Source organism: Streptomyces sp. ME02-8801-2C, from assembly GCF_033793965.1.
Taxonomy (GTDB): domain Bacteria; phylum Actinomycetota; class Actinomycetes; order Streptomycetales; family Streptomycetaceae; genus Streptomyces.
This window is the reverse complement of the sequence record NZ_JARAXP010000001.1, coordinates 370,514-382,548: the sequence shown is the minus strand read 5'-3', so window position 1 is coordinate 382,548 and position 12,035 is coordinate 370,514. Positions and strand designations below refer to the sequence as shown.

8 protein-coding genes are annotated in these 12,035 nt (G+C 71.2%); 7 read left to right on the top strand and 1 reads right to left on the bottom strand.

Features of this window, described 5'->3' with window-relative positions; all coding sequences use genetic code 11:
* Nucleotides 1-59 precede the first annotated feature (59 nt).
* The 7 genes from PV396_RS01725 (at nucleotide 60) to cobI (ending at nucleotide 11,248) form a co-directional block, all read left to right on the top strand.
* On the top strand, nucleotides 60-1,031 hold the full coding sequence (locus PV396_RS01725) for a cobalamin biosynthesis protein (protein WP_319199768.1): 972 nt from the start codon (nucleotides 60-62) through the stop codon (nucleotides 1,029-1,031).
* On the top strand, nucleotides 1,028-2,575 hold the full coding sequence (locus PV396_RS01720; RefSeq protein WP_319199767.1) for a cobyric acid synthase: 1,548 nt from the start codon (nucleotides 1,028-1,030) through the stop codon (nucleotides 2,573-2,575). Before PV396_RS01725 ends, PV396_RS01720 begins: the two co-directional genes overlap by 4 nt.
* The gene (cobN, locus tag PV396_RS01715; protein WP_319199766.1) at nucleotides 2,572-6,225 is read left to right on the top strand and encodes a cobaltochelatase subunit CobN; all 3,654 of its coding nucleotides are present in this window, start codon (nucleotides 2,572-2,574) and stop codon (nucleotides 6,223-6,225) included. The genes PV396_RS01720 and cobN overlap by 4 nt, the downstream gene beginning before the upstream one ends.
* 169 nt (nucleotides 6,226-6,394) lie before the next feature.
* Nucleotides 6,395-8,452, top strand: a complete 2,058-nt coding sequence (locus tag PV396_RS01710) for a putative cobaltochelatase (protein WP_319199765.1) — start codon at nucleotides 6,395-6,397, stop codon at nucleotides 8,450-8,452.
* The gene (cobO, locus tag PV396_RS01705; protein ID WP_319199764.1) at nucleotides 8,452-9,051 is read left to right on the top strand and encodes a cob(I)yrinic acid a,c-diamide adenosyltransferase; all 600 of its coding nucleotides are present in this window, start codon (nucleotides 8,452-8,454) and stop codon (nucleotides 9,049-9,051) included. Before PV396_RS01710 ends, cobO begins: the two co-directional genes overlap by 1 nt.
* Nucleotides 9,045-10,511, top strand: a complete 1,467-nt coding sequence (locus PV396_RS01700) for a cobyrinate a,c-diamide synthase (RefSeq protein WP_319199763.1) — start codon at nucleotides 9,045-9,047, stop codon at nucleotides 10,509-10,511. The genes cobO and PV396_RS01700 overlap by 7 nt, the downstream gene beginning before the upstream one ends.
* A complete protein-coding gene (gene cobI, locus PV396_RS01695) occupies nucleotides 10,496-11,248 on the top strand; it encodes a precorrin-2 C(20)-methyltransferase (protein ID WP_319199762.1) in 753 nt (250 codons plus the stop codon). Before PV396_RS01700 ends, cobI begins: the two co-directional genes overlap by 16 nt.
* Before the next feature lie 29 nt (nucleotides 11,249-11,277).
* Here cobI and PV396_RS01690 read toward each other — a convergent pair whose 3' ends face one another.
* Nucleotides 11,278-12,027 (bottom strand): ZIP family metal transporter, encoded by a 750-nt coding sequence (locus tag PV396_RS01690; RefSeq protein WP_319199761.1) that lies wholly within the window; start codon nucleotides 12,025-12,027, stop codon nucleotides 11,278-11,280.
* Between the last annotated feature and the right edge of the window lie 8 nt (nucleotides 12,028-12,035).

The following is a 12,035-nucleotide window of genomic DNA, read 5'->3' as shown; positions in this document are numbered from 1 at the left end:
TCGGCTGCCGTTCGAGGTACAGCACCGGATCGCTGCCCGCTTCCACGGCCGGCTGAGCCGTGCGTGCCGATCGCGTCTTCGCGTACGGCGCCACCACCGGACTCCTCGGTGACCTGATCCTGGGCGACCCTCGCCGCGGGCATCCGGTCGCCGTGTTCGGGCGGGCCGCCGGCGCCGTGGAGCGGATGCTTTGGCGGGACCACCGGGGCTGGGGCGCGCTGCACACCGCCGTGTGCGCGGGAGGCGCTGTCGCCCTTTCCGCGGCGGCCACGCGCCTCGTACGTCCGTCCGGTGCCGCTTCCGTCGCGCTCACCGCCGCCGCCACCTGGGCCGTCGTCGGCGGGACTTCGCTCGCGCGCGAGGCCCGGACCATCGGACGTTCGCTGGAGACCGGGGACATCGAGGGGGCGCGGGAGCGGCTGCCCCATCTCTGCGGACGGGATCCACAGGCCCTCGACGCCGACGGGATCGCCCGGGCCGTCGTCGAGTCCGTCGCCGAGAACACCTCCGACGCCGTCGTGGGCGCGCTGGTCTGGGGTGCCGTGGGCGGGGTGCCCGGGCTGGTCGGGTTCCGGGCCGTCAACACCCTTGACGCCATGGTCGGGCACAAGTCCGCCCGTTACCGGCGGTACGGGTGGGCCTCCGCCCGGCTGGACGACGTGGCGGGCTGGCCGGGGGCGCGGCTCACCGCCGTACTGGCCGCGCTCACCGGCGGTGATCCTCGCGGGGCCGTGCGGGCCTGGCGGGACGACGCCGGGAAGCATCCGAGCCCCAACGCCGGGCCCGTGGAGGCCTCTTTCGCGGGCGCCCTGGGTGTGCGGCTCGGCGGCACCCTGTCCTACGGCGGACGTGTCGAGCATCGGCCGGTGCTGAACCAGAAGGGGCGTTCCGTGGAGGTCCACGACATCGAGCGGGCCGTACGGCTGTCCCGTCGCGTCGGTCTGCTCGCGCTCGGCGTCGGTGTCGCCGGGCGGGTCGGAGTCAGGGTCGCCGGGCGGGTTCTCGTGAACGCGAAGGGGCGTGCCTCATGAGCGGCGGCACGGTCGGTGGCGGACTGCTCGTCGCCGGGACCACCTCCGACGCCGGCAAGAGCGTCGTCACCGCCGGGATCTGCCGGTGGCTCGTGCGACAGGGAGTCAAGGTCGCGCCGTTCAAGGCGCAGAACATGTCCCTCAACTCCTTCGTCACACGGGAGGGTGCCGAGATCGGGCGGGCGCAGGCCATGCAGGCGCAGGCGTGCCGCGTGGAACCCAGCGCGCTCATGAACCCCGTACTGCTGAAGCCGGGCGGCGACCAGAGCAGTCAGGTCGTGCTCATGGGGAAGCCCGTGGGGGAGATGAGCGCGCGCGGGTACCACGGAGGGCGGCAGCAGCGACTTCTCGGGACCGTGCTGGAGTGCCTCGCCGAACTGCGGGGCACGTATGACGCGGTGATCTGTGAGGGGGCCGGCAGCCCGGCTGAGATCAACCTCAGGCGGACCGACATCGTCAACATGGGAATCGCGCGGGGCGCCCGGCTCCCGGTGCTCGTCGTCGGCGACATCGACCGCGGCGGCGTCTTCGCCTCCTTCTTCGGCACGGTAGCCCTGCTGTCCCCCGAGGACCAGGCGCTTGTCGCCGGGTTCCTCGTGAACAAGTTCCGGGGCGACGTGTCCCTGCTGGAACCCGGCCTCGACATGCTCCGCGGGCTCACCGGACGGCCGACCTACGGTGTGCTGCCCTTCCGGCACGGGCTCGGTATCGACGAGGAGGACGGGCTGCGGGTCTCGCTGCGGGGGACCGTGCGGGAGTCGAACGTCTCGCCACCCGTCGGTGAGGACGTCCTGCGGGTCGCCGTGTGCGCGGTCCCGCTGATGTCCAACTTCACCGACGTGGACGCGCTCGCCGCCGAACCCGGCGTCGTCGTGCGGTTCGTGGACCGGCCCGAGGAACTCGCCGACGCCGACCTCGTCGTCATCCCGGGGACACGGGGGACCGTGAAGGCGCTGGCCTGGCTGCGGGAACGCGGGCTCGCGGACGCCATCACACGCCGGGCCGCCGAGGGACGACCTGTACTGGGCATCTGCGGTGGCTTCCAGATCCTCGGCGAGCACATCGACGACGAGGTCGAGAGCCGGCAGGGCCAGGTCGACGCGCTCGGGGTCCTGCCCGTCCGGGTGCGGTTCGCCCGGGAGAAGACCCTCACCCGGCCCGTCGGCACCGCCCTCGGCGAAACGGTCGAGGGGTACGAGATCCACCACGGGGTCGCCGAAGTCACGGGAGGAGACCGGTTCATCTCTGATGACAGTGGACACAGCCTGGACGGGTGCCGGGTCGGGAGCGTCTGGGGCACGCACTGGCACGGCTCGCTCGAGTCCGACGGGTTCCGGCGGGCGTTCCTGCGCGAGGTGGCCGCCGCCGCGGGCCGCCGCTTCATACCGGCCGCCGACACCTCCTTCGCCGCGCTGCGCGAGGAGCAGCTCGACCTGCTCGGCGATCTCATCGAACAGCACGCGGACACCGACGCGCTCTGGCGGCTCATCGAGTCGGGCGCGCCGCAAGGACTGCCATTCATTCCACCGGGAGCGCCCGCATGAGCACAGTGTTGTTGTTGTCGACCGCCGACACGGACCTGCTGGCGGCCCGGGCCGCTTCCGGTGCCTCGTACCGGATCGGCAATCCGACCCGGGTGGACGTCACGGAGGAGCTGCCCGCGCTCGTCGAGGGCGCGGACATCGCCGTCGTACGGCTGCTGGGCGGGAAGCGGGCCTGGGAGGACGGGCTCGCCTATCTGAAGACGTCCGGTGTGCCCACCGTGCTGCTCGGCGGGGAGACCGTGCCCGACGCCGAGTTGATGGCCGAGTCGTCCGTGCCCGCCGGGGTCGTCGCGGAGGCGCTGCGGTATCTCGTCGAGGGCGGGCCCGCCAACCTCCTGGAGATGGCACGGTTCCTGTCCGACACCGTGTTGCTGACCGGTGAGGGGTTCGTCGAGCCGCAGAAGATGCCGGAGTACGGGGTCCACGGCTCGTACGCGCGGGAGAGCGGCCGTCCGACGGTCGGGGTGCTCTTCTACCGGGCCCACGAGCTCAGCGGCAACACCGGCTTCGTCGACACGCTGTGCGACGCGATCGAGGCGCGGGGCGCCAACGCCCTTCCCGTGTACTGCGGTTCACTGCGCGGGGCCGACGCGGGCCTGTACGAGCTGCTCGCCGGCGCCGATGCCCTGGTCGCCACCGTGCTCGCCGCAGGCGGTACGCACGCCTCCGAGGCCTCGGCCGGCGGTGACGAGGAGGCCTGGGACATCGGGGCGCTCGCCGACCTCGACGTGCCTGTGCTGCAAGGGCTCTGTCTTACGTCGTCCAGGGCCACCTGGGACGGGTCCGACGCCGCCCTCTCCCCCATGGACGCGGCGATGCAGGTCGCGATCCCCGAGTTCGACGGCCGGCTGATCACCGTGCCGTTCTCCTTCAAGGAGGACGGCCCGGGTGGCGTACCGGTGTACGTCGCCGACCCCGAGCGGGCCGCCCGCGTCGCCGGAATCGCCGTACGGCACGCCCGGTTGAGGCACAAGCCGAACGCCGACAAAAAGCTCGCGCTCGTCTTCACCGCCTACCCGACCAAGCACTCGCGCGTCGGCAACGCGGTAGGCCTGGACACGCCCGCCTCGGCGGTACGGGTCCTGGACGCGCTGCGCGACGCCGGGTACTCCCTCACCCAATACCCCGACAACGGCGACGAGTTGATCCACCGGCTCATCGAGGCCGGCGGTCATGACGTGGAGTGGCTGACGGAGGATCAGCTGGCCGCTGCCCCGGCACGCGTGCCGCTCGCCGACTACCAGGCGTGGTTCGACAAGCTGGACGGCGAACTGCGCGACGGGATGCTGGAGGCGTGGGGCGAGCCTCCAGGCTCCCTGTACGTCGACGGGGACGACATCGTGCTGGCCTCCCTCCAGTTCGGGAACGTCGTCGTGATGATCCAGCCGCCGCGCGGCTTCGGCGAGAACCCGATCGCGATCTACCACGACCCGGACATGCCGCCCTCGCACCACTACATGGCGGCCTACCGCTGGCTGGAGAATTCTTTCGGCGCCGATGCCGTGGTCCACATGGGCAAGCACGGCACCATGGAATGGCTGCCCGGCAAGGGACTTGGGCTGAGTCGCGGGTGCGGGCCGGACGCCGTGCTCGGTGAACTGCCCCTCGTCTACCCCTTCATCGTCAACGACCCCGGCGAGGGCACCCAGGCCAAGCGGCGCGGCCACGCCACCGTCGTCGACCACCTCGTACCGCCGATGGCCCGCGCGGACACCTACGGCGACCTGGCGAAGCTGGAGCAGCTCCTCGACGAGTACGCGCTCGTCTCCGACCTGGACCCGACGAAGGCGCCTGCGGTGCGCGCGCAGATCTGGACGCTGGTCAAGGCGGCCGAGCTGCACCATGACCTGCATGTGGACGACCAGCCGGACGACGACGCGTTCGACGAGTTCGTCATGCACATCGACGGCTATCTGTGCGAGATCAAGGACGTGCAGATCCGGGACGGCCTGCACATCCTGGGTGGCGGCCCGGAGGCCGAGCCGCGCGTGAACCTCGTCCTGGCCGTGCTGCGCGCCTCGCAGGTGTGGGGCGGACAGGCGAACGCCCTGCCGGGCCTGCGGGCTTCGCTCGCCGCTCATTACGGGCTGGTGGAGAAGGAGTTGCTGGCCGAGCCGGGAGCCCCGGTGAAGCTGCCCATCGAACTGACGGATCTCGTCGAGGGGCCGTCGCGCTCGGCCGCCGACGCGATCGACCTGCTGGAGCAGCTGTGCCGGCGGCTCGCCGAGGGCATGGAGGAGCGGGCCTGGGAGGTCGCGACTGTCCCTGCTCTGGTGCGGGACGTACTGGGGCTCGAACTCCCGGACGCCGTCGCGGTGTTGGAGTTCGCCTGCCGTGAGGTGGTGCCCCGGCTGGCCCGTACGACGGACGAGATCGACCACATCCTCAAGGCACTTGACGGCGGTTACGTCCCGGCGGGGCCCTCGGGTTCGCCCACGCGCGGCCTTGTGAACGTCCTGCCGACGGGCCGCAACTTCTACTCCGTCGACCCCAAGGCCATCCCGTCCAGGCTGAGTTGGGAGGTCGGGCAGGCGCTCGCCGACTCGCTCGTGCAGCGGTATCTGACCGACAACGGCGAATACCCGACATCTGTCGGCCTGACGGTCTGGGGTACGTCGGCCATGCGGACCCAGGGCGACGACATCGCCGAGATCCTGGCGCTGCTCGGCTGCCGTCCCGTGTGGGACGACGCGTCGAGGCGGGTGACCGGGTTCGAGGTGGTGCCGGTGGCCGAGCTGGGGCGGCCTCGTATCGACGTCACGGTCCGTATCTCCGGGTTCTTCCGGGACGCGTTCCCGCACGTGGTCGGGCTGATCGACGACGCGGTGCGGGCGGTCGCGGAGCTGGACGAGCCGGCCGAGTCGAACTTCGTACGGGCCCACGTGGACGCCGACGCGGCGGAGCACGGGGACCGGCGTCGGGCGACGGCGCGGATCTTCGGGTCGAAGCCGGGGGCGTACGGGGCCGGTCTGCTGCCGTTGATCGACGCGCGCAACTGGCGGTCGGACGCCGACCTCGCCGAGGTGTACGCGGTGTGGGGCGGTTACGCATACGGGCGCGGGCTGGACGGGCGGGCTGCCCGGGGGGACATGGAGACGGCGTTCCGGCGGATCGCGGTGGCGGCGAAGAACGTGGACACCAGAGAACATGACATTCACGACGCAGACGACTATTTCCAGTATCACGGCGGCATGGTCGCCATGGTGCGGCATCTGACAGGGGCGAGCCCCGAGGCGTACGTCGGGGACTCCGCGACTCCCGACCAGGTGAAGACCCGCACGCTGGGCGAGGAGACCCACCGGGTGTTCCGGGCGCGGGTGGTCAACCCGCGCTGGATGGCGGCGATGCGGCGGCACGGGTACAAGGGCGCGTTCGAGATGGCCGCGACCGTGGACTACCTGTTCGGGTACGACGCCACGGCCGGGGTCGTGGACGACTGGATGTACGAGAAGTTGTCGGCGGAGTACGTCTTCTCGCCGGAGAACCAGGACTTCATGCGGAAGTCCAACCCCTGGGCGTTGAGGGGGATCACCGAACGCCTTTTGGAGGCCGCCGATCGCGGGCTGTGGGCGGAGCCGGACCAAGAGACTCTGGACCGGCTCCGACAGACCTACCTCGAACTTGAGGGCGATCTGGAGGGAGACGCGTGATCTCCCGCAGAATCCCCGCGTCGGCGGGGACAAGTCGACCAGCTCGTGTTCCCGCGTGTCGACGTTCGGACCACCCCCGCATCGGCGGGGAGCAAATCCCTATCTTGCCCAACCCACACGCAGCGCTCGGCCAGTTCCGACCCGATCCACTCGAAGGAGTGATCCGCGCATGAGCACGCCCTACCCGTTTTCCTCGATCGTCGGGCAGGACGAACTGCGGCTCGCGCTGCTGCTGAACGCCGTCTCGCCGGCGGTGGGTGGTGTATTGGTTCGCGGCGAGAAGGGGACCGCCAAGTCCACTGCCGTGCGTGCCCTTTCGGTGCTGCTGCCCGAGGTCGATGTCGTCTCCGGGTGCCGGTTCTCGTGTGATCCCGGGGCGCCCGATCCGGCCTGTCCCGACGGGCCGCACGAGGCCGGGGCCCACGAATCCCGGGCCGCCCGGATGGTCGAGCTGCCCGTCGGTGCTTCCGAGGACCGGCTCGTCGGAGCGCTCGACATCGAGCGGGCGCTCGCGGAGGGCGTGAAGGCGTTCGAGCCGGGGTTGTTGGCAGACGCGCATCGCGGGATTCTCTACGTCGACGAGGTCAATCTCCTTCATGACCATCTCGTCGACCTGCTCCTCGACGCCGCCGCGATGGGCGCCTCGTACGTCGAACGTGAAGGCGTCTCCGTACGACATGCCGCACGCTTCCTGCTCGTCGGGACCATGAATCCCGAAGAAGGCGAGTTGAGGCCCCAGCTCCTCGACCGGTTCGGGCTGACCGTCGAGGTCGCGGCCTCGCGGGAGCCCGATCAGCGGGTGGAGGTCGTCCGGCGGCGGCTCGCGTACGACGACGATCCCGCCGGGTTCGCCGCTCGCTGGGCCGATGAGGAGGCCGCCGTACGGGCCCGGATCATGGCCGCGCGGAAGCTGTTGCCGTCGGTGCGGCTGGGCGACGGGGCGCTCCGGCAGATCGCCGCCACCTGTGCCGCCTTCGAGGTGGACGGGATGCGCGCCGACATCGTGATGGCGCGGACCGCCGTCGCGCTGGCCGCCTGGGCGGGTCGTACGGACGTGCTCGCGGAGGATGTCCGACAGGCCGCGTTGCTCGCGCTGCCCCACCGGCGGCGGCGGAATCCCTTTGACGCGCCCGGACTTGACGAGAACAAGCTCGACGAGACGTTGGAGGAGTTCGGCGGACAGGGGTCGGGTGAGGACGAGGACCCCGACCCTGATCCCGACCGTGACCCTGATCCTGGGACCGACGGGCCCGGTGGTGGCGGTGGGCAGGCGCCGGAGTCCGACGGGCCGCAAGGGGGCGACGCGGGTGCGCGGCCCGAGGCCGGGGAGGGCGGGGAGCCGCAGTCTTCGGGGGCCCCTTCCGCTGAGCAGCAACCCGTGCGGGCCGGTGAGCCCTTTCGTACCAAGGTGCTGAGTGTGCCGGGTGTCGGCGAGGGCGCTGCCGGGCGGCGGTCGCGGGCGCGTACCGAGCGGGGGCGGACCACGGGGTCGCGGAGGCCTCAAGGGGCACTCACCAAGCTGCACTTGGCGGCCACCGTGCAGGCCGCGGCGCCGCACCAGCGGGCGCGGGGGCGGGCCGGGCGTGGCCTGGTCGTGCGGCGGGACGATCTTCGGCAGGTCACCCGGGAGGGGCGCGAGGGGAATCTGGTCCTGTTCGTCGTCGACGCCTCGGGGTCGATGGCTGCCCGGCAGCGGATGAGTGCCGTCAAGGGGGCAGTGCTGTCGTTGCTGCTCGACGCGTATCAGCGGCGGGACAAGGTGGGGCTCGTGACGTTTCGGGGCACGGGTGCCGAGGTCGCGTTGCCGCCGACCTCCTCGGTCGACGCGGCCGCGGCCCGGCTGGAGTCGTTGCCGACGGGTGGCCGTACGCCGCTCGCGGCCGGGCTGCTCAAGGCGCATGACGTACTGCGGGTCGAGCGGCTCCGGGATCCGGCGCGGCGGGCGCTCGTCGTGGTCGTGACCGATGGACGGGCCACCGGCGGGCCGGAACCGGTCGCGCTCGGGGCGCGGGCGGCCCGGTTGTTCGCGGCGGAGCAGGTCGCCTCGGTCGTCGTCGACTGTGAGTCGGGGGCGGTGCGGCTCGGGTTGGCCGCTCAGCTCGCCGGCGACCTGGGCGGTACCGCGGTGACGCTGGACGAGCTGCGGGCCGATTCGATCGCCGGGCTGGTCAGGGACGTACAGGGTGACAGGCAGAGCAACAGGCACAGCAACAGGAGGGCCGCGTAATGCCTCAGGGACAGCCGAGTGTCGTGCCGGAGGACGGGCTGACGACCAGGCAGCGGCGTAATCGGCCGCTTGTCGTCGTCCATACGGGGGTCGGGAAGGGCAAGTCCACCGCCGCCTTCGGGCTGGCGCTGCGCGCCTGGAACCAGGGGTGGCCCATCGGGGTGTTCCAGTTCGTCAAGTCGGCGAAGTGGAAGGTCGGGGAAGAGAACGCGCTGCGGGTGCTGGGGGCCAGTGGCGAGGGCGGGTCCGTCGACTGGCACAAGATGGGCGAGGGCTGGTCGTGGGTCCAGCGCGACGCGCAGCTCGACAACGAGGAGAAGGCCCGGGAGGGCTGGGAGCAGGTCAAGCGGGATCTCGCCGCCGAGACGTACAAGCTGTACGTGCTGGACGAGTTCGCCTATCCCATGCACTGGGGGTGGGTCGATGTCGACGAGGTCGTGTCGGTGCTGCGTGACCGGCCGGGGACCCAGCATGTGGTGATCACCGGGCGTAACGCGCCGGAGAAGCTGGTCGAGTTCGCGGATCTGGTGACCGACATGTCCAAGGTCAAGCATCCGATGGACGCCGGGCAGAAGGGGCAGCGGGGGATCGAGTGGTGACATCGGTGCCCCGGCTGGTCATTGCCGCGCCGTCCTCGGGCAGCGGCAAGACCACCGTCGCCACGGGGTTGATGGCCGCGTTCGCCGCGCGGGGGCTTGCCGTGTCCGCGCACAAGGTCGGGCCGGACTACATCGACCCCGGGTATCACGCGCTCGCCACCGGGCGGGTGGGGCGGAATCTCGACGCGTACATGTGCGGGCCCGAGTTGGTCGGGCCGTTGTTCCTGCACGGGGCGCAGAGGTGTGACCTCGCCGTGGTCGAGGGCGTGATGGGGCTGTACGACGGGGCCGCGGGCGAGGGTGAGCTCGCGTCGACGGCTCAGGTGGCCAAGTTGCTGCGGGCGCCTGTGGTGCTGGTGGTGGACGCCTCTTCGCAGTCTCGGTCCGTGGCGGCTCTCGTGCACGGGTTCGTGTCGTGGGATCCGGATGTGCGGGTCGGGGGCGTGATCCTCAACAAGGTCGCGTCGGATCGGCATGAGGAGATGTTGCGGGAGGCGTTGGAGTCTGTGGGGGTGCCTGTGTTGGGGGTGCTTCGGCGGGTTTCGCAGGTGGATGTGCCTTCTCGGCATCTGGGGTTGGTACCTGTTGGTGAGCGGCGGGGGGAGGCGGTGTCTGCGGTTGCGGCTATGGCTGCGCAGGTTGCGGCCGGGTGTGATCTCGAGGCGGTTTTGGGGGTGGCTCGGGGGGCGGGGGCGTTGTCGTGTGTGGGGTGGGATGCGGGTGCGGCTTTGGTTTCCTCGCCCCCGCCGCGCCTACCCGTCCCATCCCTGGGGGCTGTGCCCCCAGACCCCCCTACGGCCCTGAACGGTCCTCGTCCTCAAGCGCCGGACGGGCTGGAGGTGCCGGGCGGCGACTCGAAAGTGGTCGTCGCTCTCGCCGGCGGAGCCGCGTTCACCTTTTCCTATGCCGAGCAGGTGGAGTTGTTGCGGGCCGCCGGGGCCGAGGTCGTTGTGTTTGATCCGCTTCGGGATGAGCAACTGCCTGACGGGACTCGGGGGTTGGTTGTCGGGGGTGGGTTTCCTGAGGTGTTCGCCGGTGAGTTGTCCGCCAATGAGCCGTTGCGGAAGTCCGTTGCCGATCTTGCCTTGAGTGGTGCGCCCGTTGCCGCCGAGTGTGCCGGGTTGCTGTATCTGTGCCGGGAGTTGGACGGGCTGCCCATGTGCGGGGTGCTCGATGCCGACGCCCGGATGACCGATCGGCTCACCCTCGGTTATCGGGACGCCGTGGCCGTGAGTGACAGTTCGCTCGCGGTGGCCGGGGCCCGGATGCGGGGGCACGAGTTTCATCGGACCGTCGTCGAGCCGGGGGCGGGGGCGGCTCCCGCCTGGGGGGTGCGTGCGCCGGGGCGGCGGGTCGAGGGGTTCGTACAGCGTGGTGTGCACGCGAGTTATCTGCATACGCACTGGGCGTCGGCGCCCGGTGTCGCCCGTCGGTTCGTGGAGAGGTGCCGCGCGTCATGAGCAGCAGCGTCAGCAGGCTGGTAGGGGTGGGGGTCGGGCCCGGTGATCCGGAGCTGGTGACCGTCAAGGGCGTCAACGCGTTGCGTGCCGCCGATGTGGTCGTCGTACCGGTGATGGACACGGGTGAGCGGGGGCGGGCCGAGGCCACCGTGCTGCACTATGTGCCCGTCGAGAAGATCGTCCGGGTCGTCTTCGCGCTCAACGAGCGGTCCGATCGTGGGCGGCGTGAGGCGGCCTGGGATGCCGCCGGTGCTCGGGTCGCCGAGTTGCTCGGGGCGCATTCCGTCGTCGCCTTCGCGACCATCGGTGATCCCAACGTGTACTCGACGTTCACCTATCTCGCCCACACGATCGGGGAGCTGGTGCCGTCGGTCGTCGTCGAGACCGTGCCCGGTATCACCGCGATGCAGGATCTGGCGGCGCGGTCGGGGGCCGTGCTCACCGAGGGGACCGAGCCGTTGACGCTCGTGCCGGTGACCGCGGGGGCCGCCGTGCTGAAGGAGGCGCTTCAGGGGCCGGGCACTGTCGTGGCGTACAAGTTCGGGCGGCAGGCCCAGGAGGTCGCCGAGGCGTTGCGGGAGAGCGGGCGGATCGGCGACGCGGTGTGGGGGTCGGCTCTGGGGCTGGCGGAGGAGTCCATCCGGCCCGCCGGTGAACTCGACGGTGAGCCGCTCCCCTATCTGTCGACGCTCATCGCGCCCGCGCCGCGCGACGGCGGGCGGGGCGGCAAGTTGTGAACCACCGCCTCGACGGCGCACGTTCGGGCTCAGCCCGACAGGCCGACCACCAGCCATATGAACGCCACGCCCGCGATCGTGCACAGCACTGTCGAGTGGGCGGGGTGTTCGTGGTGGGCCTCGGGGAGGATCTCGGCGGCGGCGAGGTAGAGCAGTCCGCCGCCGAACAGGCCGAGGTAGCCGCCGAGCGCCTGTTCGGGGATGGTGAGGAGGAGGGTCGAGGCCGCGCCGACGACCGGTGCCGCCGCGTCGGCGAACAGCATGGCCACGGCCTTGCGGCGGGCGTTTCCGTACAGGCTTGTGATCGTGTACGTGTTGAAGCCGTCGGCGAAGTCGTGGGCGATCACGGCGAGCGCGACCGCGAGGCCCATGCCGCCGCCCACCTGGAAGGCGGCGCCGATCGCGACGCCGTCCATCGCGCTGTGGCCGACCATGGCGGCGGCGGCCGTCAGGCCCACCTGGGGCGTCCGGCCGCCGTTCGGCCGGTGCTCGCCGCTCTCCGTGGTGGCGCCGTGCGCGGCCTGCCGTACCGCGAGGAGACGTTCCACCAGATGGGCCAGCAGAAATCCGGCGACGAACAGCAGCAGGGCCGCCGGTACACCGAACACCTCCTCGCCCGCCGCGTTCAGCGCCTCGGGCAGCAGGTCGAGGCCGACCACGCCCAGCATCAGGCCGCCGGCCAGGCCCAGGACGAGATGGCGGCGGTCGGTCACACGCAGTGCCGTCCAGCCGCCGGCCAGCGTCATCAGGAACGCGCCGAGCGCGACGAAGACCGCCATGTGCTCTT